This window comes from Anoxybacter fermentans (genome assembly GCF_003991135.1).
Lineage (GTDB): Bacteria > Bacillota > Halanaerobiia > DY22613 > DY22613 > Anoxybacter > Anoxybacter fermentans.
Window position 1 is genome coordinate 3,384,226 of the sequence record NZ_CP016379.1, and the last position, 25,336, is coordinate 3,409,561.

20 protein-coding genes are annotated in these 25,336 nt (G+C 39.0%); 18 read left to right on the top strand and 2 right to left on the bottom strand.

Features of this window, described 5'->3' with window-relative positions:
• The first annotated feature begins 182 nt into the window (after positions 1–182).
• The 12 genes from spoIIE to BBF96_RS15505 all read left to right on the top strand — a co-directional run bounded on the left by spoIIE (position 183) and on the right by BBF96_RS15505 (position 17,114).
• A complete protein-coding gene (gene spoIIE / locus BBF96_RS15450) occupies positions 183–2,570 on the top strand; it encodes a stage II sporulation protein E (RefSeq protein WP_127017965.1) in 2,388 nt (795 codons plus the stop codon).
• A gap of 183 nt (positions 2,571–2,753) precedes the next feature.
• Positions 2,754–4,151, top strand: a complete 1,398-nt coding sequence (gene tilS, locus BBF96_RS15455) for a tRNA lysidine(34) synthetase TilS (RefSeq protein WP_127017966.1) — start codon at positions 2,754–2,756, stop codon at positions 4,149–4,151.
• Positions 4,148–4,705 (top strand): hypoxanthine phosphoribosyltransferase, encoded by a 558-nt coding sequence (gene hpt, locus BBF96_RS15460; protein ID WP_127017967.1) that lies wholly within the window; start codon positions 4,148–4,150, stop codon positions 4,703–4,705. The genes tilS and hpt overlap by 4 nt, the downstream gene beginning before the upstream one ends.
• Before the next feature lie 104 nt (positions 4,706–4,809).
• Positions 4,810–6,693 (top strand): ATP-dependent zinc metalloprotease FtsH, encoded by a 1,884-nt coding sequence (gene ftsH / locus BBF96_RS15465; RefSeq protein WP_127017968.1) that lies wholly within the window; start codon positions 4,810–4,812, stop codon positions 6,691–6,693.
• Between the two features lie 355 nt (positions 6,694–7,048).
• A complete protein-coding gene (locus BBF96_RS15470) occupies positions 7,049–7,996 on the top strand; it encodes a TPR end-of-group domain-containing protein (RefSeq protein WP_127017969.1) in 948 nt (315 codons plus the stop codon).
• A gap of 488 nt (positions 7,997–8,484) precedes the next feature.
• Positions 8,485–10,005, top strand: coding sequence for a histidine ammonia-lyase (hutH, locus tag BBF96_RS15475; protein ID WP_127017970.1), 1,521 nt, complete (start codon positions 8,485–8,487; stop codon positions 10,003–10,005).
• Positions 10,006–10,094: 89 nt separating this feature from the next.
• Positions 10,095–11,747 carry a urocanate hydratase gene (gene hutU / locus BBF96_RS15480; RefSeq protein ID WP_127017971.1) on the top strand — a complete coding sequence of 551 codons (1,653 nt, stop codon included), beginning with the start codon at positions 10,095–10,097 and terminating at the stop codon, positions 11,745–11,747.
• A gap of 32 nt (positions 11,748–11,779) precedes the next feature.
• Positions 11,780–12,673 carry a glutamate formimidoyltransferase gene (gene ftcD, locus BBF96_RS15485; RefSeq protein WP_127017972.1) on the top strand — a complete coding sequence of 298 codons (894 nt, stop codon included), beginning with the start codon at positions 11,780–11,782 and terminating at the stop codon, positions 12,671–12,673.
• 19 nt (positions 12,674–12,692) lie between these two features.
• Entirely contained in the window at positions 12,693–13,946 is a 1,254-nt protein-coding gene (gene hutI, locus BBF96_RS15490) for an imidazolonepropionase (RefSeq protein ID WP_127017973.1), read from the top strand.
• Between the two features lie 23 nt (positions 13,947–13,969).
• Entirely contained in the window at positions 13,970–14,590 is a 621-nt protein-coding gene (locus BBF96_RS15495; RefSeq protein WP_127017974.1) for a cyclodeaminase/cyclohydrolase family protein, read from the top strand.
• Between the two features lie 116 nt (positions 14,591–14,706).
• On the top strand, positions 14,707–16,383 hold the full coding sequence (locus tag BBF96_RS15500) for a formate--tetrahydrofolate ligase (protein WP_127017975.1): 1,677 nt from the start codon (positions 14,707–14,709) through the stop codon (positions 16,381–16,383).
• 335 nt (positions 16,384–16,718) lie between these two features.
• Positions 16,719–17,114 carry a secondary thiamine-phosphate synthase enzyme YjbQ gene (locus BBF96_RS15505; protein ID WP_127017976.1) on the top strand — a complete coding sequence of 132 codons (396 nt, stop codon included), beginning with the start codon at positions 16,719–16,721 and terminating at the stop codon, positions 17,112–17,114.
• 1 nt (position 17,115) lies between these two features.
• Here the strand turns inward: BBF96_RS15505 and BBF96_RS15510 are convergent, their stop codons facing one another.
• The gene (locus BBF96_RS15510) at positions 17,116–17,595 is read right to left on the bottom strand and encodes a sporulation membrane protein YtrI (protein ID WP_127017977.1); all 480 of its coding nucleotides are present in this window, start codon (positions 17,593–17,595) and stop codon (positions 17,116–17,118) included.
• Complete coding sequence (locus BBF96_RS15515) at positions 17,595–17,909, bottom strand: YtrH family sporulation protein (protein ID WP_236777846.1); 315 nt, start codon at positions 17,907–17,909, stop codon at positions 17,595–17,597. The genes BBF96_RS15510 and BBF96_RS15515 overlap by 1 nt, the downstream gene beginning before the upstream one ends.
• A gap of 471 nt (positions 17,910–18,380) precedes the next feature.
• Here BBF96_RS15515 and BBF96_RS15520 point away from each other — a divergent pair, with 471 nt between their 5' ends.
• The 6 genes from BBF96_RS15520 to BBF96_RS15545 all read left to right on the top strand — a co-directional run bounded on the left by BBF96_RS15520 (position 18,381) and on the right by BBF96_RS15545 (position 25,314).
• The gene (locus BBF96_RS15520) at positions 18,381–21,776 is read left to right on the top strand and encodes a DNA polymerase III subunit alpha (RefSeq protein WP_127017978.1); all 3,396 of its coding nucleotides are present in this window, start codon (positions 18,381–18,383) and stop codon (positions 21,774–21,776) included.
• Between the two features lie 33 nt (positions 21,777–21,809).
• A complete protein-coding gene (locus BBF96_RS15525; protein WP_127017979.1) occupies positions 21,810–22,289 on the top strand; it encodes a phosphatidylglycerophosphatase A family protein in 480 nt (159 codons plus the stop codon).
• Between the two features lie 286 nt (positions 22,290–22,575).
• A complete protein-coding gene (gene aspA, locus BBF96_RS15530) occupies positions 22,576–24,003 on the top strand; it encodes an aspartate ammonia-lyase (protein WP_127017980.1) in 1,428 nt (475 codons plus the stop codon).
• 15 nt (positions 24,004–24,018) lie between these two features.
• Positions 24,019–24,492 carry a COG2426 family protein gene (locus BBF96_RS15535; RefSeq protein WP_127017981.1) on the top strand — a complete coding sequence of 158 codons (474 nt, stop codon included), beginning with the start codon at positions 24,019–24,021 and terminating at the stop codon, positions 24,490–24,492.
• Between the two features lie 272 nt (positions 24,493–24,764).
• Positions 24,765–24,989 (top strand): trp RNA-binding attenuation protein MtrB, encoded by a 225-nt coding sequence (gene mtrB, locus BBF96_RS15540; protein WP_127017982.1) that lies wholly within the window; start codon positions 24,765–24,767, stop codon positions 24,987–24,989.
• Between the two features lie 133 nt (positions 24,990–25,122).
• The gene (locus tag BBF96_RS15545) at positions 25,123–25,314 is read left to right on the top strand and encodes a glutamate decarboxylase (RefSeq protein ID WP_127017983.1); all 192 of its coding nucleotides are present in this window, start codon (positions 25,123–25,125) and stop codon (positions 25,312–25,314) included.
• Positions 25,315–25,336: the final 22 nt, after the last annotated feature.

Genomic DNA, 25,336 nt, shown 5'->3' on the forward strand with positions numbered 1-25,336 from the left:
ATTTTTTGACAGACATTCTACCCTAAATGTGGAATTTTTTTGGAGAAACTTCTCAAATAAATGGAGATAATTTACAAATTTTTAGAACGGTCTTCTGGGTCATTCGACAACATTTTTTCCAGAAAAAGTATATAATATAAAATATAAAGAGAATCAGATTAAAAATCCGGGGGGGTTTATGAATGAGTATAGTTATACCTGCTTCGATTTATCGAAATAAGCAAAAATTTTTAACCACTAAAAGAGCAGCTAAGGATGGTGGAAAAGTGAAGTTAAAGCTGATTGATTTTGTGACAGCGTTGCTGGGGTTTTTACTAGGACATGCTGTTATGTTTAAAGAATTATCACCCTTTGGTATTGCCTTTCTTACCATTTTTATAAATTTGCATCCGCAGCGTCTGGCACTGATCGTATTGGGAGTGGGGGCTGGTTCAGTATTAATAAATGGTTGGACAGGATTGGGAGTTACTGTAGCTGCGGTTTTAGGTGTTTATCTTATTCGTTTATTAAAGGATAAAATACGACACGATGTAGTCAAAGGGGTTATTATGGCCAGCATGGTTATGGCTTTTTATCTCTTAAAATTTCTTTTTTATCCGGGTGAGATTTATCAGTTATTGATGGGGTTGTTGAAATCGATATTTATTCTTTGTATTAGTTGGCTTTTTGCTGAGGGTTTGACAGGTCTGATAATGGGTAAGCAAAAACGGTTGGCCCGGATTAATGTTCTGGCTGTGCTTTTTTTAACTGCTGGAGTAATAATTAGCTTTTCAGGGCTCAAAGTTATGAATATTCAGATAACCTCAGTATTGATTAAGACTATCTTGCTTATTTTTGCATATATTGGGGGAATGTCCCATGCTGCCATATCGGGGATGTTTCTAGGAATGGCCTTGACTCTAACCGGATTTTATAATCCGGTAGTGGTAGGCCTATATGGTTTTCTTGGTCTTAGTGCCGGGTATTTCCGGGAGTATGGTCGGTTTGCTATTATTTTGGGGATGGTTCTTGCCACATTGGTATTTACAGGACTGGATATTATTAAAACTCAACTTCAATATATAATTTTGGATAGTCTGATATCGGGGATGATTTTTTTAATTTTTCCAGGTTCGTTTTTAACAAATTTGCGACGCTATTTGCCGGGTACAGGCGAATTATTAATTGAGGAAACCAACTACCAGCAGAAAATACAGCGCCGGTTTACAGAACGATTAGAAGAGTTTTCTCAGATTTTTTCTGAGTTAAGTACTACTTTTAAAGAAGTGGCTTTTAGTGAAGAGGTGGAGGAAAATGATTTAAGTTATTTTCTCTATATCATTTCCAATCGAGTCTGTAAAGGCTGTAATTATGAAAATTATTGTTGGGACAAGCAGTTTTATCAGACCTATACACAGATCTTTAAATTGTTATCTCTTTTAGAGAGCCAGGGCCAGGCCAAAGGGGAAGATTTCATACGACTTTTAAAAGGCCACTGTCGAAATTTAAGTCGCTTAAAAGAATATGTTAACGGGTCATTAGAGATTTATGAATTGCATCGGCATTGGAGTAAGAAATTAAAAAATCAGCAGGCCATTGTTGCTGAACAATTGGGCGAAGTATCCCGGATTATTGATAGTTTTTCTAAAGAGTTGGATCTATGTATAACTACTCAAGAGGAAAGGGAACAGCGGCTTAAGACCGAATTAGAAGAAAATGGACTAAATATAATCAATTGTCATTTTATTGGAGATACCTTTGATGATCGATTAGAGATCTCTATAACCAAAGAACGTTGTGACGGTGATGGGGAATGTCGGCAGATCTTTAAAGTAATTAACCAGATGATTCAGCAGCCAATGACTAAATATGAGGGAGTTTGCGGTCGGGAAAAGGGTCAAAAGTATTGTCATCTAAAATTCTGTCCAGCCCAAAAGTTTAAAATCGAGATAGGATTTTATAACAAGCCAAAGGAAGGGGAAAATACTTCTGGTGATACATTGGTTTATCAACAGCTGAAATCGGGGAAGTTTATGACGATTTTAAGTGATGGTATGGGAACAGGTGAAGAAGCAGCCCGGGAAAGTCGTACTGCTACACGCCTTGTGCAAAAGATCGTAAGAGCTGGCTTTAATCATGATCTAGCTGTACGGACGGTAAATACTGCCCTGATTAGTCGTTCAACAGATGAATGTTTTGCTACAATGGATTTATCCTTTATTGATCTTTTTAATGGAGAAGTGGAATTTATTAAAATTGGCGCTGCTGCCAGTTTTATTAAGCGGGGTCATGAGGTTAATCTGATCCGGGGAAGTTCGTTACCTGTAGGTATTTTGCAGAGTATAGAACCATCTACCTTTAAACGGCGCCTTTTACCTGGTGATTTTGTGGTGATGATGAGTGACGGAATTTTAGATGCTGTAAAAGCTATTGATAAAGAGGATTGGATGGTTCGTTTGCTATGTAAGTGTTCATTTGAATCACCTGAGGATTTAGCGAGATATATATATGACCAGGCGGTAGCTAATGGAATACCGGAAGATGATATGACAGTGGTGGTTTTAAAATTGGAGGAAGAAAAGGTTTATTAAACCAGCTTTTTTAGGGTAAAATTTTCTCAATATGAGGAGGTTTTACCCTTTGATTTTTTAAAACTAGAAGGACAATTATACCCTAATGTCGTATTAATATTTTTATATGCCGCCTGTTAGATACCTGATTTTTCTGTATAAGAGATAGAAGTTAAGTTTAATCTATAGATTGGGGTTTTGAAAATGACCATTTATGATAAAGTTCGAAAAGCGATAACTGAATATCAGTTGGTTCAGGATGGGGAGTTAATTTTGGCAGCTGTTTCAGGTGGGCCTGATTCCCTGGCCATGTTGGAGATTTTGTATGAGTTGAAAGATGAATTTAATTATCAGCTCCATGTAGTACACTTAAATCACAAGCTTCGTAAAGAGGCTAAAGATGAGGCCGAATTTGTACGTCAGTTTGCGAAATCCCATGAAATTCCTGCAACTATTCTTGAATATGATATACCGGCTTTGCTTAAAGAAGAAGGTGGATCTGTTCAGGATAAAGCCAGAGAGGTACGCTATAGATTGTTTAATAGGGTGGCAGAGAAGGTTGGAGCAACAAAGATTGCTTTAGGTCACCATGCTGATGATCTGGCTGAGACGGTATTGATGCGTTTTTTAAGGGGGGCAGGATTAGAAGGCCTGGTAGGTTTTACTGCCCGGAGTCGGGGAAATTTGATCAGACCTTTAATATATGTAACCAGGGAGGAGATTGAAGCTTTTTGTGACGAGAAAGGTTTAACTCCGTGTTATGATCCTTCTAATGCCAAACCTGTCTATCTCAGAAATCGAATTCGCCTTAAGTTAATTCCGATGCTAGAAGAAGAATATAATCCTAATTTACGACAGCAGCTGGTACAGATGGCTCACCTTTTGGAAGAAGAGAACCTGATATTGGAAGAATATGTTTCCAGAATCTTTGAGAATGTTTTAATAAAAGAGGAGCCGGAAGTCTTGAGTTTTGATCTTAATGTAATGTCGAAAAAAAAACCGGCAATTTTGAGAAGGATTCTACGGTTAGGAATGGAAAAATTAAAGGGAGACAAAAAAGATTTCTACTATCAGCACTATATAAAAATGCAAGAATTAATTTTACAGGGTTCGCCTGGAAAAATGGTGTATTTACCTGATGGTTATATATTATATAAAGGATACAAGATGCTGCGTCTTGGGAAAAAGGAGGAGATTCTAAATCAATCTCTTAGACAATATACCTTGACTATTCCAGGTGAAACCTATTTAGAGGAATCAGATTTGCTTATTAAAGCTGAAGTAAAGGAGGGGCAGGTTTTAGTAAAAAAAGATCAGGCAGCTTTAGATGCAGATCTTTTAGGAACAGCTCTTTTAATCCGTTCCCGTAAACCGGGAGATTGGTTCTATCCACTGGGACTTAAAGGAAAGAAAAAGTTGAAGGATTTTCTGATTGATGAAAAGGTTGATCGTTTTGAAAGAAATCTGATTCCGATAGTTACAACTTTAGACGGGCAGATTGTCTGGGTTGCTGGCTATCGTGTAGATGACCGGTTTAAAGTTACACCAAAAACCCAAAAAACGTGTATTTTAACTATTTTAAAGGGAGGTATAAAAAGGTGAAAAATGATCTCAGAAATGATATTGAAGAAATTATTTTGACCGAGGAACAAATTCAGAAACGAATCGAAGAGTTAGGTGCTGAGATTAATGCTGCTTATGCTGACAAACCTGAAGAATTGATCATGGTTGGTGTATTGCGGGGTGGGTTTATTTTTATGGCTGATTTGGCTCGCCAGATCAAACGACAGGTAACCTTTGACTTTATTGATGTCTCTAGCTATGGAACTGGTACAGAATCTTCAGGTTCTGTACGGATTATCAAGGATTTAGAAGAGGATATTAAAGGAAAACATGTTTTAATTGTGGAAGATATTATTGATACTGGTCTTACTTTAAAGAAAGTTATAGAGATGTTAAAGACCAGAGAGCCTGCCAGTATTAAAGTCTGTACTCTGTTAGATAAACCAGCACGCCGGACTGAAAAGCATATTACTTCCGATTTTAATGGCTTTGAGATTCCTGATAAATTTGTGGTCGGTTATGGTCTTGACTATGCTGAAAAATATCGTAATCTACCCTTTATAGGAGTTTTAAAACCAGAAGTTTATGCATAAATATAAAAAAATATTCCCAGGGGAGAGGGGTTTGCCATTTTACATTAAGTATGGTATAATACCTTCATGGTTTTATTTATTTGTAAGTGAGGGGAGGTTTAGAATTGAATAGTTTTTCTAAAAATGTTGGATTTTATGTAATAATTATCGCTATTGCCATTTTGCTAGCCAATTTCCTCATCCCCAAAACCAATGGCAACCTGGATCTTACCTATACCCAATTCCTTCAACTGGTTGAGAAGGGTAAGATCAAGGAAGTGACAATGATTGGTTCCAATGAGATTGAGGGAATTTATAATGGTCGAGAATTTTATTTAAATATTCCACCAGAAGTAGTTCCAAATTTGATGGAATTAATGGTAGAAAAAAATGTAATAATTAATACCGAACCAGAACCTTCTGCTCCCTGGTGGACTGCTGTTTTGAGCTATATTTTACCGATGATCATTCTTATAGCTGTCTGGATTTTTTTCATGCAGCGGATGCAGGGGGGCGGTAATAAGGTACTGACATTTGGTAAGAGCAGAGCAAGACTTCTTCAAGATGAAGATAAGAAGATTACCTTTGCTGATGTTGCCAATTATGAAGAAGTAAAAGAAGAGCTGGCAGAGATTGTTGAATTTTTAAAAGATCCTGGAAAATTTAATGCTATGGGGGCTAAGGTGCCTAAAGGAGTGCTTTTGGTAGGACCTCCGGGAACTGGTAAAACTTTGCTGGCACGTGCCGTTGCTGGGGAAGCAGGTGTTCCTTTCTTTATTGTCAGTGGTTCTGATTTTGTTGAGATGTTTGTCGGTGTTGGTGCTTCCCGGGTACGGGATCTCTTTGAACAGGCGAAACGTAATGCGCCATGTATCATTTTTATTGATGAGTTAGATGCGGTAGGACGTCAGAGAGGTGCTGGCCTTGGTGGCGGCCATGACGAACGTGAGCAAACTCTAAACCAGCTTCTGGTTGAGATGGATGGTTTTGAAGGCAACGAAGGCGTTATTGTTATGGCTGCAACTAACCGTCCTGATGTCCTTGATCAAGCACTATTACGACCTGGACGTTTTGATCGCCAGATTGTAGTGGATGCACCTGATTATCAAGGTCGTTTGGGAATTTTAAAAATCCATGTTCGCAATAAACCCCTGGCAGATGATGTGGATTTAGATGCACTGGCCCGTCGGACTTCCGGATTTACCGGTGCTGATCTGGAAAATCTGGCAAATGAAGCGGCTATTTTAGCAGTTCGTCGTAAACAACGTAAAATCACAATGCGTGATTTTGATGATGCAATTGATCGGATCATTGTCGGGCTGGAACGTAGTGGCCGGAGGATCAGTGAAGAGGAACGTAAGTTGATTGCTTACCATGAAACAGGTCATGCAGTATTAAATGAACTTTTAGATTGTGTAGAACGGACCCATAAAGTTTCAATTATTCCACGTGGCCAGGCTGGCGGATATCATATTCCGATTCCAAAAGAAGAACGGATGATGGTTACCAAAAAGGATTTACAGGATAGGATTACTGTCCTTTTAGGTGGTCGTGCTGCAGAAGAGGTTTTCTTAGGTGAAATCAGTACGGGAGCGTCCAATGACTTAGAGAAAGCGACTGCCATAGCCCGTGCCATGGTGACTGAATATGGTATGAGTGAAAAGTTAGGCCATATCACTCTGGGCCATAAAGATGCGGAAAATGTCTTTTTAGGTAGAGATATTACCCGCGACAGAAATTACAGTGAGGAGATTGCTGCTCTTATTGATAAGGAAATTAAAGCTATTATTGATAACTGTTATGAAAAAGCTTTGACAATATTAAAAGAAAATGCTGATATTGTTGAAAGAATGGTTCAGGCTCTCTTTAAGTATGAAGTTCTTAATGCTGAACAGGTTAATAAGATTATTAATGGTGAACCTCTAGATGATGAACACACCCCTCAAAGTAAAGAGGATAACCATCAGGCGAATCAAGAAGCAGAGCCTGAGGGAGAGCAAAATGAATAAGCAAATATGGTAAGATTAACCCGCTGATTGATATATCAGCGGTTTTTTTTTTTAATAGAGGGTTTAAGTCCCTTATATACCGGCTTAAAACATTAGCAGAGAGCCAAAGCTCTGAAAAAAGACAAACTGGAGAGGTTTAAAACAGGATGAAATCAGATAATTTCAAATTCATAAAAAAGTTGAGTACTAAAGAACTATATAAGATAGCCTGAAATCGAACTTTAGATGGTCCGAAAAATTTCTTTTTGAAGCGAAAAATTAACTTTTTGTAGTAAAGTCATAGATATAAAAGGAATTTTTTGATTGAAAGTAGAAAAAGTAGTATAAATTAAAGGTTAATTGGGAGGAGAGTTAGATGGGTAATATAACTTTTAATACTTTACAAAAACAGATTTTTGACTACTATGGGAAAAGTGAGTTTAGAGAAGCTTTAGAAGTGGCTAAGCTTGCTTTAGAAAACTTTCCGGAAAAAATGTCCAGGATAAGTTATTGGATTGCTTGTCTTTATTGTCGGCTTGGTGAAATAGAGGAGGCAATAAAAACATTGAAATCGGCTGTTGAAAAAGGTTGTTGGTGGGCTCCGCAAATTTTGCTCAATGATTGGGATTTAAAACCGATTCACGACAGAGATGAATTTAAAAATATTTTATCAGAATCTGAAAAACTTTATGCTATTGCTCAGTCTAAGACAAAAGCAGAATTACTTATCTTTACTCCAGAAGAATATACTCAAAGTCAACCGATACCTCTATTTTTTTCAATTCACTGGCGTCAGGGAAATGCCAGAAGTTTTGCGGATTATTGGAAAACTACAGTATTAGGAAGGGGTTTTATGCTGGCTCTTCCCCAATCATCCCAGGTCTGTGGAATTGATGAATTTTGCTGGGATGACCAGGCGTTGGCCAAAAAAGATATTTTAGAGATGTATGCTAAAATAAGAAGGGATTATACTATTAAATTTGATCAGACAATTATTGCTGGGGCTTCTCAGGGAGGTAAATTGGCAATTGATCTGGTACTGAATGATGAGATTCCCAGTAAGGGATTTATTGCGGTAATGCCAGCTATCGGGGATGTCGAAGAGTATGTTCCGTTGATTGAGTCGGCAGCTAAAAGAGGAATTAAAGGGTGCATTGTCATAGGTGATAATGACTATTTTTATCCCAGAGTTATGGAGCTTTATGCGGAGATTCAAAAGAGGAATTTACCTTGTAAATTGATGGTTGAAAAGAGATTAGGCCATTCTTTTCCAGAAGACTTTTATATAAAGCTGACATCAGCCATTGATTTTATTTTGGAATGATAGAAGTAGATTAGAGATATCTGATACAGTGGAAGGCTGTAAGTAGGTAATTATATTAAAAATAACCCGGTAAATTTTACGGTTTTGGAATTTTTACCGTTTATATATTTAAATAAAGCCAGGGCAGAAATAAGGTGGATTAATATGTCAGGTATTTAGGAAAAATTAGATGTATTGGGAAGATATTACATCCCCGCGTAAGGTTGATAAGATGGTTAATTAGTAAACAAAACAAAGACTTGATCACTTTTTTGAAGGCGGCTTTCCATTTTGTTTTAAAGGTTTCTGTTCTTTTTATTTCAAAAAGAGGATTTTTTTCTGCAAGCAAGAATATATATTAAAATACCGATATTTCACTTACCCGCGAGGTGGGGAATCATGATTGGGAAAATTTTTATAAAATTAAATAAATATTTGCAAAAAAGGGGCATCTTGATTGATGCTCCTTTTCTTTTGACTATTTAACATTGTAAAGGGGTGAAAATAATATGATATACATTAACGGGGAAAATCTTGCATTACAGCAGATGATTGATGTAGTACGCGGATTTGAAAAAGTGGCCTTAGATCAAGAGGGAATTGAAAAAGTTAAAGCCTCGCGGAAGTTGGTAGAGGAGCTGATAGAGAGGGGAGAAGTCGTTTATGGAATTACTACTGGGTTTGGTAAACTTGCTGATGTTATGATCCCACAGGAAAAGGTGGAAGAGTTACAGCGAAACTTAATTTTGAGCCATGCTTGTGGAGTTGGTGATCCATTACCTAAAGAAGTAGTAAGGGCAATGATGCTTTTACGGGCCAATGCTCTTGTAAAAGGTTATTCTGGCATACGCCTTGAGACTTTGCAACTTTTAGTGGATATGCTCAATGCTGATGTAGTGCCAGTGGTTTATTCTCAGGGTTCAGTTGGAGCTAGCGGTGATCTAGTACCTCTGGCTCACATGGTTCTAGTTATGTTGGGGTATGGTGAAGCATACTATCAGGGAGAGCGCATGCCGGGAGATAAGGCTCTTATAAAAGCCGGACTTAAGCCTATTACTCTCGGGGCCAAAGAAGGACTTGCTTTGATCAACGGAACCCAGTGCATGACAGCACTTGGAGCTTTGGGAGTTTATGATAGCTTAAATCTGGCTAAAACGGCAGATATCTGTGCTGCTTTAACTATGGAAGCATTGCAGGGAATCCCCGATGCTTATGATGAAAGAATTCAACAGTTAAGACCCCATCCCGGACAGTTAAAGGCAGCCAGAAATATCCGGGCCATCCTTAATGGAAGTGGTCTGGTTTACCGGAAAGAGAGGGATAGAGTACAGGATGCATATACTTTACGCTGTACACCTCAGGTGCATGGTGCATCCAGGGATGCCATCAATTATGTAGCGGAAGTTGTGGTTCGTGAGATTAATTCAGCGACAGATAACCCTCTCATCTTCCCCGAAGATGGCATAGTCTTTTCAGGTGGTAACTTCCACGGTCAACCTATCGCTCTGGCCATGGACTTTCTGGGTATAGCCCTGGCTGAGTTGGCTAATATCTCGGAACGGCGGATAGAGCGACTTGTTAATTCAAATTTAAGCGGACTGCCGCCATTTTTGATTGCTGACAGTGGAATTAACTCGGGTTATATGATTGCTCAATATACAGCAGCATCATTGGTATCAGAAAACAAAGTACTGTCCCATCCTGCATCGGTCGATTCTATTCCTACATCCGCCAATCAGGAAGACCATGTCAGTATGGGAACCATTGCTGCACGTAAAATGTATAATATTCTGACCAATGCAGAAAATGTGCTGGCTGTTGAATTGTTGACTGCCGCTCAGGCACTGGAATTTAGGGATAAGGATAAGCTAGCCTCTGGTACAAAAGCGGTCTATGATCTAATCAGATCCAGTATTCCTGCTTTAACCCATGATCGATTGATTGCTCCCGAGATTCATAAAATGCAAGAGAAGATTCATTCAGGTGAAATTATTCAGGCTGTTGAGCAGGTAGTTGGATTACTATTATAGAATAAATAAAACAACAGTTCTAGTAGTATTTACAAGATCTTAGTTTAATATAATTGCAAAGTCAAAATATTTAAAAGGAGGGAATTTAAATGAAAAGAGTGATTCGTGCACCTAGAGGTACAGAGTTGAATTGTAAAGGTTGGCATCAAGAAGCTGCTTTGCGGATGTTAATGAATAATTTGGATCCCGAAGTAGCTGAAAAGCCGGAAGAATTGGTGGTTTATGGCGGCAGTGGGAAAGCTGCAAGAAATTGGGAATGTTTTGACGCTATTGTCCGGACACTGAAAAATCTTGAAAATGATGAAACCTTGCTGGTTCAATCAGGAAAACCAGTTGCAGTCTTTAAGACTACTCCAAATTCTCCCCGAGTGCTCATTGCTAACTCTTTATTGGTACCTGCCTGGGCAAGTTGGGAGAATTTCTGGGATTTAGAAAAACGGGGATTGATTATGTATGGTCAGATGACCGCCGGTAGCTGGATTTATATCGGAACCCAGGGAATTTTGCAGGGTACTTATGAAACTTTGGCTGAACTAGCAGAAAGACATTTTAATAGCAGTTTGAAGGGTAAATTAGTTTTAACTGCTGGTTTAGGTGGAATGGGTGGAGCTCAGCCGTTGGCTGTAACTATGAACGAAGGTGTAGCTATTATAGTAGAAGTAGATCGGGGTCGGATTCAGCGCCGTATTGATCACAAGTACTGTGATGTAATGGCAGAAACTCTAGATGAAGCTTTAGAGATGGCACAAAAAGCTTTAGATGAAGAAAGGCCTCTCTCCATTGGTCTTTTAGGCAATGCTGCTGAAATTTATCCTGAATTTGTTAAACGGGGTATTATACCTGATGTAGTTACTGATCAGACTTCTGCACATGATCCACTGAATGGCTATGTGCCTGCCGGTATGAGCCTTGAAGAAGCCTTAGAGTTGCGCAAATCCAACCCGGATGAGTATATTAAACGGGCTATGGAATCTATTGCTGTTCATGTACAGGCAATGCTTGATCTTAAGAAAGCCGGGGCTGTAGTCTTTGACTATGGTAATAATATTCGTCAACAGGCGAAAAAGCAGGGGGTAGAGAATGCTTTCGATTTCCCGGGCTTTGTACCAGCATATATCCGGCCGCTCTTCTGTGAGGGTAAAGGTCCATTCCGTTGGGCTGCTCTTTCTGGTGATCCAGAGGATATTTATAAGATTGATGATCGTTTATGTAAAGAATTTTCTGATAATGAACGTCTGGTTCGTTGGATTAAAATGGCTAAAGAGAAGGTTAAATTCCAGGGTCTGCCTGCCCGGATTTGTTGGTTAGGTTATGGTGAAAGGGCAAAATTTGGACGGATTATTAATGAGATGGTTAAGAACGGTGAAGTGAAAGCTCCAATTGTTATTGGCCGTGATCACTTAGATTGCGGTTCTGTTGCTTCACCAAATCGTGAGACAGAAGGTATGAAAGACGGTAGTGATGCTATTGCTGACTGGCCAATTCTCAATGCACTTATTAATGCCTGCGCAGGTGCAAGCTGGGTATCTGTCCATCATGGAGGTGGAGTAGGAATTGGTTATTCCATTCATGCCGGTATGGTAGTTGTTGCTGATGGTACTGATGAAGGTGGAGAACGTCTTGAGCGGGTACTTACCAGTGATCCGGGTATAGGTATTGCCCGTCATGCTGATGCCGGTTATGAGATTGCCATAAAAACTGCTAAAGAAAAAGGTGTCCATATCCCAATGTTAAATGGATAAAAAAGATTTAAATTAAGGAGGTTGTAAGAAAAATGCCACAAATTGTAGAATGTGTTCCCAATATTAGTGAAGGACGCCGTCCGGAAGTAGTGGAGGCGGTTATTGACGAGATTCGCCAGGTTGAAGGGGTTTCTTTACTTGACTATTCTTCTGATGCTGACCATAACCGGACAGTAATTACTTTTGTAGGTGAAATGGAACCGGTTAAGGAAGCTGCATTTCGTTTAACTAAAAAAGCGGTTGAATTGATCGATATGGAAAAACATACCGGAGAACATCCCCGGATTGGTGCTGTTGATGTAATTCCCTTTATTCCAATCCAGGGTGTAGAGATGGAAGAATGTATTGCTGCAGCGAAAGAAGTGGCAAAAAGGATAGCAGATGAGTTGAATGTACCTACGTATCTATATGGTGAAGCTGCCCAGCGTCCTGAACGGCGCAATCTTGCCAATATCCGCAAAGGTCAGTATGAGGCTTTGAAAGAAGAGATTGGTAAAGAAGAAAGGCGCCCCGATTTTGGTCCGGCAAAAACCCATCCAACTGCTGGTGCGACAGTTGTCGGTGCCCGAATGCCACTTGTTGCTTTTAATGTCAATCTGGATACAGATCAGAAATGGATTGCTGATAAGATTGCCAGAGCTGTTCGGGAGAGCAGTGGTGGATTTAAGAATGTTAAAGCAATGGGTGTAATGCTCGAAGATAGAAATCAGGTTCAGGTTTCCATGAACCTGGAAAATTACGTCAAAACTCCGATATATCGTGTTTTTGAAACTATTAAACGGGAAGCTGCCCGCTACGGTGTTAATGTAGTGGGTAGTGAGATTATCGGTCTTGTTCCGCAGCAGGCATTGATAGATGTAGCAGAATGGTATTTGCAGGTTGAGGAATTTAATTCTGATCAGGTATTGGAGAATCGGTTGAAATAAGGTAGGTGTGACTTTAAATATGGAAACTGTTGATCTGTTAATAAAAAATGGTCAAGTTGTCACTGCAGCCGGGCATGATGGCCCGGTTGCAGGTGAAAATATGAATGAATTGGAAGTATTGGAGAATGGTTGTGTGGCTGTTAAAGGAGAGCAGATTGTCGCTGTTGGTTTAGAAGACAAAGTTATGTCAGAGGTGCAGATTACGGATAAAACCCGGATTATTGATGCCACTGATAAGGTGGTTACACCTGGACTTATAGATTCCCATACCCATTTTATCTTTGGCGGTTCTAGAGAAGATGAGTTTGTAATGCGAATTCAGGGAGCCAGCTATATGGAGATTATGGAAGCAGGTGGGGGAATATTAAACACCGTGCGGGCTACCCGGGCTGCCAGTTTAGAAGAGTTAAAGGAATTGGGTCGCAAGCGGTTAGATTGGATGCTTAAGATGGGAACTACTACTGTTGAGTCTAAAAGTGGCTATGGTCTTAATCTGGAAGCAGAATTGAAGCAGTTACAGGCATCTTATGAACTAAATCAGGAACACCCTATGGATATTGTCAATACTTTTTTAGGAGCTCATGCCTGGCCGGAAGAGTATAAGGATGACCATGAAGGGTATATAAAGGTGATCATCGAAGAGATGTTACCTAAAGTAAAGGAGGCAGGGCTGGCTGAGTTTTGTGATGTATTCTGTGAAAAAGGGGTCTTTTCCATAGAGGAGACAAGAGAGATTATGCTGGCCGCAAAGGAGATGGGTTTTGACCTTAAGCTCCACGCCGATGAGATGACCTCTCTTGGAGGTGCAGAATTGGCTGCTGAACTTAGGGCTGTTTCTGCAGAACACCTTTTGATGATCTCGGATGAAGGAATTGATGCCATGCGGGATAAGGGAGTGATGGCAGTATTATTACCAGCTACTGCTTTCACTCTAAGAAAACCCTATGCGCCAGTGCAAAAGATGATGGAAGCAGGTTTACCGTTTGCTCTGGCTACAGATTTTAACCCGGGTTCTTCACCGACTCCTTCACTACCGCTTGCGATGACTATTGCATGTCTGTATATGCAGCTTACTCCTGAAGCAGTTTTTAATGCTGTTACTATCAATGCTGCCTATGCTCTAAAACGGGCAGATCAAATTGGCAGTATTGAAGTAGGTAAACAGGCAGATCTGGTTATCTTTGATATTGATAGTTATCGTAAGATTCCCTATTTTTATGGAGTTAATCTGGTGGATAAAGTGATTAAAAAAGGAAAAGTTGTAGTTGATTAATCTTAATGGGGAGGTTTTAAGAAATGTTAAATGATATGAAAGTAGCGGATTTTTTAAGTGAACTTGCTTCAAATAGCCCTGCTCCCGGTGGTGGGAGTGTTGCTGCTTTGGCAGGGGCTTTATCGGGTTCGCTGGTCTCTATGGTTGGTAGACTTTCCGGAAAATGTGAAGAAGCCCAGAAACAGATTAAGGAGATTATTAAAATCAGTGACCAACTGGTAGAAGAATTAAAGGAACTGATTGAGAAAGATACCCAGGCTTTTAATCAGGTTATGGCTGCTTTTAAGATGCCTAAAGGGACTGATGAAGAAAAGGCTGCCAGGAGTCGAGCCATCCAGAAAGGGATGAAGGAAGCTGCTTTGGTTCCGTTGAAGGTTATGGAAAAAGCAGTGAAAGTAATGGAGCTGGCCCGGGAGATTGCAGAGGTAGGCAACCAGAATGCCATTACTGACGCGGGAGTAGCCGGACTTATGGGTTATGCTGCTGTAAAAGGTGCAGCTTATAATGTTCAGATTAATCTTTTGAGCATTAAAGATGAAGATTTTAAACGTGAAAAAGCAGATCGGGTAAGTGAAATTCTTATAAAAGCCAAAAACCTTTCTATGGAGATCGAAAATACTGTTGAAAAAGCTCTGGGAGTTTAAATATTTTACAGATTGTTTGCAGGAGTTTTTAAAAAAATAGCGAATTATTAAGTAGAATTAAAAATTCTGAATAGATAAAAAATTTAAAACAATATAAGAAAAGGAGCTGAGTCAGAGTGGCTTTCAAGAGTGACATTGAAATTGCTCAGGAGGCGAAGATGCTGCATATCAAAGAAATTGCAGCCAAGCTAGGTCTATCTGAAAGTGATATTGAACTGTACGGTGATTATAAGGCCAAGGTAAAACTTGATGTTTATAAGAGAGTAGAAAACAATCCAGATAGCAAGTTGATTTTAATGACTGCAATTACCCCAACCCCGGCTGGAGAAGGAAAATCTACTACAACTGTTGGTTTAGGACAGGCCCTGAACCGTTTGGGTAAAAAGTGTACTGTAGCTTTAAGAGAGCCATCTTTGGGTCCTTGTTTTGGAATTAAGGGTGGAGCTGCTGGTGGCGGTTATTCCCAGGTAGTACCTATGGAAGATATTAATCTACACTTTACCGGTGATATTCATGCTATTGGTACTGCACATAACCTGTTGGCCGCTGCTTTAGATAATCATTTAAAGCAGGGGAATGAGCTGGGTATTGACCCGACCCAGATTACCTGGAAACGGGTTGTAGATATGAACGACCGTGCTTTAAGAAATATTGTTATTGGACTTGGCGGTAAAGCTCATGGTGTACCTCGTCAGGATGGTTTCATGATTACAGTAGCTTCTGAAATTATGGCTATTCTCTGTCTTGCCAGTGATTTAATGGACTTAAAAGAGCGTATGGGTAATATTGTAATTGGTTATACATATGAGGGCCGTCCTGTTCGTGCCAAGGAGCTTCAGGTACATGGTGCTATGGCGGCTCTGATGAAAGATGCAATCAAGCCAAACTTAGTTCAAACTTTAGAAAATACTCCTGCTTTCATCCACGGTGGACCATTTGCCAATATCGCTCATGGTTGTAACAGTATCATGGCTACTAAATTGGCAATGAAACTCTCTGATTATGTAATTACCGAGGCTGGATTTGGTGCTGATCTAGGTGCTGAAAAGTTTTTCAACATTAAGTGCCGTTTTGCTGGTTTGAAGCCTGACTGTGCTGTTATTGTTGCTACTGCCCGTGCTTTGAAGATGCATGGCGGTGTTCCAAAGAATAACCTGACAGAAGAGAACCTGGAGGCTTTAGCTAAGGGTATTGAAAACTTAGATAAGCATATCGAAAATGTTCAGAAGTTTAAGGTGCCTGTAGTAGTAGCTATCAACAGATTCCCAACTGATACTGAGGCTGAGCTTGAATTTATCAGAGAACACTGTGAGAAGTTGGGAGTTCCTGTTGCTCTGTCTGAAGTATGGGCAAAAGGTGGCGAAGGTGGTATTGAATTAGCTGAAACGGTACTTAAAGTTCTGGAGACTACTCCAGCTGAATTTGAGCCACTATATGATGTTAATCTGCCAATCAAAGAAAAGATTGAAACCATTGCTAAAGAGATTTATGGTGCCGATGGAGTTATCTTTACCAAAAACTGTGAAAAACAAATTGAAAAACTGACTGAGCACGGTTTTGATAAGATGCCAATCTGTATGGCTAAAACTCAAAACTCCATCTCTGATGATCCAACCTTGCTCGGTAGGCCGCGTAACTTCAAGATTACCGTTCGTGAGATTTATGTATCAGCCGGTGCAGGATTCCTGGTTGCATTGACCGGTGATGTTATGACTATGCCAGGCTTACCTAAGCGTCCAGCTGCTGTTGATATTGATGTGGATGCTGAAGGTAGGATTACTGGATTATTCTAAAGAAAAAAGGCTTCTGGCGATGGTCGGAAGCCTTTTTTCTAATGTTTTGGAAATTAGTTCTTTGCAGTTTAACCATTTATGGTCATCTGCAAAAAGCTAATTTTTCGCTTGAGGAGAAATTTTTCGAATCATCTAAAGCTCGATTACCACCGAAATAAGGCTGCCTAATCAAAGGGCCCTCCTGGCCCTTGATTAGCTCATCACCTCCTGTGATGAGGCCTTATTTCGTCGGAAATCTCGCTAAGATGATTTGGCGAAAAATTTCTATGTCGCTCAAAATTAGCTTTTTGCAGTTTAACCATTTATTAGGTTAGTCGAAGAAAGGGGAGGATAAGATGGAAGTATTGAAAATAAGAACAACATCCAGAGATGAATTGGTTAATATCACAGGAAAGGTAGAAGCATTGGTTAGAGATAAAGGGTGGAAAGAAGGCTTGATCCATATTTTCGTGCCTCATACTACTGCAGGTGTTACCATCAATGAAGGTGCAGACCCGACGGTCAAGGCCGATCTTTTAATGATTTTGGATCGGTTAGTTCCCTGGGAAGGAGGGTATCGCCATCTTGAAGGGAATTCAGCTGCTCATATGAAGGCCAGTCTTTTAGGAAGTTCTGTTCATATTCCGTTAATGGAAGGTAAACTTCAATTGGGAACATGGCAGAGTATTTATTTAGCCGAGTTTGATGGACCGAGAGATCGAAAAGTTTATATAAGTTATATACCTGTCTGAACTAATCATTCAAGTTATTGTTATGAATTTTTTTTACTCTGATAAAGAAAGTTAATTTATCATCTATAATGATAGTTTCAGACTCTAAAAGATATGTATCTTTACCAAGAGGGATTGCTCTTTTATGGAGAATATCTCTTAAGATGGTAGGATCAAGGTCATTAATCTTTAGTCCAACAAGACCTGTTAACAGGTCTTTAATTTTTTTTTCCAGTTCCTGTTCTGTATACTTATCTTCATTGGAAATCAACTTTAAAACCACTTTTTGTACTACAGGTGTTCCATAGTAATCTTTTTCAAATTGCTTAAGCCGCTGCTTTTCTTCGTTTAATTGTTGGGCCAGCTTTTTATTCTCATAAACTAGCTGGTCTAATTGATATCCCAACAATAAATTAGTGACCGCAGCACCCAGAATTACTCCCAGCACAAGAGCGGCTAGCATCCTTATTAGATCTTCTTTTGTTAAAATGAGAAATTTCATTAAAACCCTCCTATAAGTGTTTTTATGATCCAGACACCAATGTTTGCACCTATAAAACCGGTTATAATGATAACTATTTGCTGAAAGATTATTGAAAGTTCTCTCTGAAAAAATCCTCCCTCAAGAATTCTTAAATTATTAAATGTTCCTCCAATGGAACTGACAACAGCATATAATTTTAACCTTTGTGATATCTCTCCCATCATTTTAATAGGGGAATCTTTTGTAAAGAGGGCTGCTAGTCCTCCGATAAAAGATCCCCCCAGTATTACTCCCAGAGCAGTAAAAAATACTGCTACCAATCGGTTTATCATCGATCTGTCAACTCCTTGAAACGGAAGTCAGTGGGTTTAATATATGATATGGTTTCAGATTTAGGAATATAACTTCTTTTTAAGGAAGTTTTAGTGGTTCGATTTCTTTTGAAGAATTTTTCGCAGTAAAATCATAGTATTTATGAGTAAACTGCAAAAAACTAATTTTTCGCTTCATGAAGAAATTTTTCGAACCATCGAAATGGGCCTTCTTGGCCCCTGATTAGCTCATCACATCCTGTGATGAGGCCTTATTTCTCCTTCAATCTCACTAAGATGGTTAAACGGAAAGTTTCTATGTCGCTCAAAATTAGCTTTTTACAGTTTAATCATTTATTTCCTTCGAAAATTACTAACTTCATGCAGTAATGCAGGAATTAAACTCTTGATAAAGGAATAGATTTGTTATATTCTTATAATTAAACAATAGATTTTGGTTATGGTATTAAAATGAAAGTTAGGTGAGAGGAAATGCCTGATTTTGTACATTTACATTTACATTCTGAGTATAGTTTACTCGATGGAGCTGTCCGGATTGATAAACTAATAGAGAGAGTTAAAGAATACGGAATGCCTGCTGTTGCGGTTACAGATCATGGTGTTATGTACGGAGCGATAAAATTTTACCGCCAGGCTAAGGCGGCCGGGATTAAACCCATACTTGGCTGTGAAGTCTATGTGGCACCCCGGACCCGTTTTGATAAAGAAGCGCGGGTTGATGAACATTCCTTTCATTTGACTTTATTGGCCGAGAATAATGAGGGATATAAAAATCTTTTAAAGTTGGTTTCAAAAGCATCTTTAGAAGGTTTTTATTATCGCCCGCGGATTGATCTAGATTTGCTGCGGCAGCATAGTGAAGGTTTGATAGCATTAAGTGGCTGCCTTAAGGGTCAAATTCCTACTTTACTTTTTCAGGAACAGTGGGAACAGGCAGAGGGAATCTTAGAGGAATATCTTCTGATCTTTGGTGAAAATAATTTCTTTATTGAAATTCAGGATCAGGGATTAGAAGAACAACGCATTTTAAACCCCAGATTAATCCGGTTAGCACAAAAGAAAGGGATTCCTCTCGCTGCAACCAATGATGTTCATTATCTTGACCGTGAAGATGCCTATGTTCATGATATTTTACTCTGTATTCAGACCGGTAAAACTATATCTGACCCCGATCGGTTAAGATTTACCAGTGATCAGTTTTATTTAAAAAGTCAAGATGAGATGGTTAAACTTTTTGAAGATTGGCCTGAAGCTTTGAGTAATACTGTAAAGATTGCGGAACGCTGTAGTGTTGAATTGGATTTTGATAATTTTCATCTACCACACTTTGTGGTGCCGTCAGAAAAAAGACCGGTGGAATATTTGAAAGAACTTTGTTTTAATGGAGCAAAAAAGAGATATGGTCATATAGATAAGAAGATTAAGGAACGGTTAAATTATGAGTTAAATATGATAGAAAAGATGGGTTTTACTTCATATTTCCTGATCGTTCACGATTTTGTTAGTTATGCCAGAAAAAAAGGGATTCCCGTCGGGCCGGGGCGGGGTTCGGCTGCGGGAAGTCTGGTAGCATATGTTCTGGAAATTACCGATATTGACCCCATCAAATATGGACTGATCTTTGAACGTTTCTTAAACCCGGAACGGGTTACCATGCCGGATATTGATATCGATTTTTGTTATGTTCGACGAGATGAGGTAATCCGCTATGTTACAGAAAAATATGGCAAAGATCATGTAGCCCAGATTATTACCTTTGGAACGATGGCAGCCCGGGCTGTTGTCCGGGATGTGGGGCGGGTTTTAGAAATGCCATACTCTAAAGTGGATAAGATTGCCAGATTAATCCCTGAGGCGCCGGGAATGACCATTGATAAAGCTCTCGATTCCTCTCCCGATTTAAAGAAAATTTATCATAAAGATAAGGAGGCCCAAAGGCTTATTGAGATAGGGCGTAAGTTAGAGGGGCTACCCCGTCATGCATCTACTCATGCGGCAGGGGTGGTGATTTCTAAAGATTCTTTGCATAACTATACACCGATCCAAAGGAGTAAAGAAGGAATTACAACTCAATATGATATGGAAGATTTAGAGGCTCTTGGCCTTTTGAAGATGGATTTTTTGGGACTACGTACTTTGACCGTTATAAACGATACTTTAGAGATGTTGAAAGAACGGGGAATTGAAATTGATATAAGGAATCTTCCATTAAATGATCCTCGAGCCTATCAGCTCCTTAGAGAGGTTAAAACGGCTGGTATTTTTCAGATGGAGTCTAGACTTTATCAAAGGCTTTGTAAAGACTTACAACCGGAAAATTTTGAAGATATAATTGCTATGATGGCATTAGGGCGACCGGGGGCATTACAGAGTGGAATGGTGGAAGACTATATCCGGTGCCGTCACGGTGAAAAACAGGTAGAGTATTTACACCCGGCTTTAAAACCAATTTTAAAAGAAACTTATGGCCTGATTCTTTATCAGGAACAGGTGATGAAGATTGCCAGTCAGTTAGCCAATTATACATTGGGCGAAGCAGATATTTTAAGAAGGGGGATGGGAAAAAAGAAAAAAGAACTGATCAAACAGCATCGGGAGCGTTTTGTAAAGGGAGCAGTTCAGAATAACATCCCTGCTGAAATTGCTAATACTATCTTTGATTTGATGGAATATTTCGGCGGTTATGGATTTAATAAGAGTCATAGTGCTGCCTATGCATTGATTGCCTATCAAACAGCATATTTAAAAGCAAACTATCCGGTAGAATTTATGGCTGCTACTTTAACCAGTGTGATGGGTTCCAGTAAGAAGGTTGCATATTACATTGAAGAATGCCAGAAGATGGGGATTGAGGTTTTACCTCCGGATGTAAATCAGAGCGGTATTCATTTCACGGTAGTTGGTCCCAATAGGATTCGTTTTGGTCTTGCTGCTGTAAAAAATGTTGGTAAAAGTGCTATTGCTGAACTGGTTAAAGGACGTGAAAATAGACCCTATAGTTCATTGACTGATCTCTGTCATCGTGTGGATACAGGCAAGGTCAATGTCAGAGTTTTAGAAAGCCTGATCAAATGTGGTGCGTTGGACTCATTAGGTGGACGCCGTTCTCAATATATGGCTATTTTAGAAAATGTGGTTCAAAGTGCTCAATATGCGCAGCGTCATAAAGTTAGAGGGCAGATTTCACTTGTTGAAAGTATGGAAGGATATGAAAAACAGTTTAATGATCAACTTCCAGATCTTCCCGAATACCCTAAAGAAGAGATACTAAAGATGGAGAAAGAACTTTTAGGGTTGTATCTTACGGCTCATCCGCTAGATCCTTATCGAGAAAAATACCATCAATGGGGCCGGGAGAGGGTTTTGGAGTTAATGGAGCTGGAAGATGGTGATGAGGTGGTTGTATGTGGAATTATCAGTGATTTAAAACTTCATACCACCAAAAAAGGTCAAATAATGGCTTTTATTACTCTGGAGGATTGGTCAGGAAGTGTGGAGGGGGTTGTTTTTCCATCACAGTATAATAAAGCTCAGTATCTAATAAAACGAGACCAGCCGGTTTTGATTTTGGGTAAAGTTAATCATAAAGAAGATGAAATAAGTTTGATTGTAGATCAAATTCTGCCATTAGATCAAGAATTTCTTATTATTTCTTTGCATATAGAAGAATATGGTCAAGATGTTTTAGAGGAATTAGAGAGGGGATTGAAGAAACATAATGGATCAATACCTGTTATTTTAAAGTTAATTAAAAACGGAAAAATAACTACAGTTATTACTGATGAAAGATATTGGGTAAATAAAGAAGAGATTACTATAGAGTTTTTAGAACAGATTGTCGGAAAAAGTAATTTTTGTTTTTCTTAAGTAAAATTATTTATATTGAGGAGGAATTTGCGTATGTTAAGAGAAAAGGTAATCCAAATGTTAAAAGATCGCGGTGTTGAGTTAAAGGAGATTGCCGAGATTGTATATAAATTACAATCCCCCTTTAACCCTGATTTGACTATGGAAGAGTGTCTGGAGAGTGTGGAACGGGTTATGGATAAGCGGGAAGTTCATCATACTGTAATGACAGGAATTGCCCTGGATATGGCAGCTGAAAACAATGCTTTACCTGAACCATTACTAACAATCATCAAAAACGATGAACCCCTTTATGGTGTGGATGAATCTTTGGCAGTAGCTATTGCAAGTATTTATGGAACTATCGGTTTTACCAGTTTTGGTTATCTGGATAAAAATAAAATTGGAGTTATGGCAAGATTGGACGATAAAAATAATGGTCAGGTGCATTGTTTTCTGGATGATATTATTGCCGGAATTGCTTCAGCGGCATCTGCCAGATTGGCCCATAGCAGGGGGAATGATATACTATGATTAAACTGTAAAAAGTTAATTTTGAGCGCCATAGAAATTTTTCGTTAAACCATCTTAGTGAGATTTCGGTCGAAATAAGGCCTCATCACAAGCTAATCAAGGGTCAGGAGGGCCCATTTCGATGGTTCGAAAAATTTCTTTTGAAGTGAAAAATTAGTTTTTTGCAGTAAAATCTATACTATAAATTTTTAAGTTTATTTATCTCTGTGCAGGAATCCTTATTTAAGTGTCAAATGTATGAATAGAATCAATCTTTACTTTTTTAAGATAAAGAGGGGGCATAATAATGGAAACCAGAAAGGAACATGATTCACTGGGAGAACTGGATATACCAAAAGATGCATATTATGGTATTCAGACAATTAGAGCAGCTGAAAACTTTCCAATTACCGGGTATAAGATTCATTCGGAATTGATAATTGCCCTGGCAATGGTTAAGAAAGCTTCTGCTGAAGCTAATATGCAAGTTGGACTTTTAAGTAAAAAAATAGGTAATGCTATTATTAAAGCATGTGATGAAGTGATTGCAGGAAAACTTCATGATCAATTTATTGTAGACCCGATTCAGGGTGGAGCAGGGACCTCTTTTAACATGAATATGAATGAAGTTATTGCTAATCGTGCCCTGGAAATTATCGGTGAGGAGAGGGGAAATTATAATTTTATTCATCCTAATAATCATGTTAATATGGGACAGTCTACTAACGATGTAGTACCAACTGCCATTCGGATTGCTACTATTAATTTATTAAATAAAGCTATCCATGAGTTTAAGGGTTTAAAATCTGCTTTTGAGAAGAAGGCAGAAGAATTTGATCAGGTTTTAAAAATGGGCCGGACCCATTTACAGGATGCTATTCCCATCCGTCTTGGTCAGGAATTTGGAGCTTATGCAGCGGTGATTGGACGTGATATTAAACGGCTAACCCGGACTTTGGATAATTTAAAGACTATTAATCTGGGAGCTACTGCTGTAGGTACTGGTTTAAATGCTGATCAGGAGTATATTAAGATCGTTACCCGAAAGTTGAATTTAATCTCAGGTCTTGATTTAAAACAGGCAGAAGATCTGGTGGATGCAACTCAGAACACAGATGCATTGGTAGAAGTTTCTGCTACCCTTAAAGGTGCTGCTGTAAATCTTTCCAAAATAGCCAATGATTTGCGCCTTATGGCCTCTGGTCCCAAATGTGGATTTAATGAAATAGAACTACCTGCCATGCAACCTGGTTCTTCTATTATGCCGGGAAAAGTGAATCCGGTTATAGCAGAGGTTGTAAACCAGGTTGCTTTTCAGGTGATAGGAAATGATTTAACCATTACTCTTGCCTCTGAAGCAGGTCAGTTGGAGTTAAATGTAATGGGGCCGGTATTGGTTTTCAACCTGTTGCAATCCATCGATATACTCAAAAATGCGGTATCTGTATTTAACAAAAAATGTGTGCAAGGGATTAAGGCAAATATAGAGCGTTGTAAAGAGCTGGTAGAAAACAGTGTAGGTGTTATCACTGCCATTAATCCTCATGTAGGGTATGAAACGGCTGCGCGAATTGCTAAAAAAGCAATTCAGACCGGGCGACCAGTTCGTGAAATTGTACTGGAAGAAGGAGTATTAACAGAAGAAGAATTGGATATCATCTTAAACCCTTATGAAATGACTCAACCCGGAATTGCTGGTAAGGAACTTTTTAAGGCTAATGATAATGCTAGTTAAAAGTGGGGTATAGGAATGCATATTTTTCAATTTTTTAATCAATATTTATCTAAAGAGTTAGCTGTTCTTTTAACGGCGGCATTTCCCTTCGTAGAATTGAGAGGAGCCATTCCTTTGGCAATGGCCCTTGGTTTACCTGCTTATAAAGCTTTTATCTTAAGTGTTATTGGAAATATTTTACCGATTATTCCACTACTGCTGCTGTTGGATCCTATCACTGAATTCTTGTCCCGGCGTTTTAGAATCTTTGCTAGATTCTTCGATTGGCTTCATGCCCGGACAATACGAAAAAGTGATAAAGTAGAAAAATATGGGGCATTAGGATTGATCATCTTTACCGCAGTTCCATTGCCGACTACAGGAGCCTGGACTGCCTGTGTGGCCGCAATCCTTTTTCATATCTCTTTTTATCGTGCTTTTTTTGCCATCAGTGGAGGTGTATTGATTGCCGGAATTCTGGTCACGCTGATCAGTAGTGGGGTGTTTTAAGGTTTATTATAGTTAATTAATTTATGGTTAAACTGCAAAAAGCTAATTTTTCGCTCCTTGAGAAATTTTTCGAACCATCTAAAGCTCGATTTTAGTCGAAATAAGGCTACCTTAATCAAAGGGCCCTCCTGGCCCTTGATTAGCTCATCAATCCTCAGATGAGGCCTTATTTCGACTTCAATCTCGCTAAGATGGTTTAGCGAAAAATTTCTATGTCGCTCAAAATTAGCTTTTTGCAGTACAATCATTTATATGAAATAGGAGGAAAAGAAATGAATGATGTCTCAGCAGACTATGTTGTTATCAAAGCTTTAGAGGATGGGGTAACTATTATTGGTCTTACCCGTGGTGAAGTGACTCGCTTTCATCATTCAGAAAAATTGGATGAAGGTGAGGTTATGATTGCCCAATTTACTGTAAATACTTCTGCGATCAAAATTCGCGGCAAGGCTGAAATACTTACACGGCATGGTGTGATCAAAAGCGGTAAAGAATGAACCTGAATCCTCAATTACCTGCATTTCCTATTTATTTTAGTAGGAAGAGGTTGACTAAATAGAGTAGAATGTTAAAATTTTCTTTAGTGAATACTTATACTAAGGAAATTAATTTAAGTGAGGTGTTAACAACATGTGGCAGGTGGTATATATCGCGTCAAATAAAAAACAGGCTGAAAATATGAAAAATAGGTTAATCCAGGAAGGGTTTTTAGTAAAAATTGAGCCTATGGGTTCTAAAGAATCTGATGGTTACCAGATTTTGGTACCCGAGGGAGAAGCTCTGGAGGTGGCAGATTTTCTTTCCCAAAGTTACGACTATTGAAAATAATTCCCGGAGGGAGGAG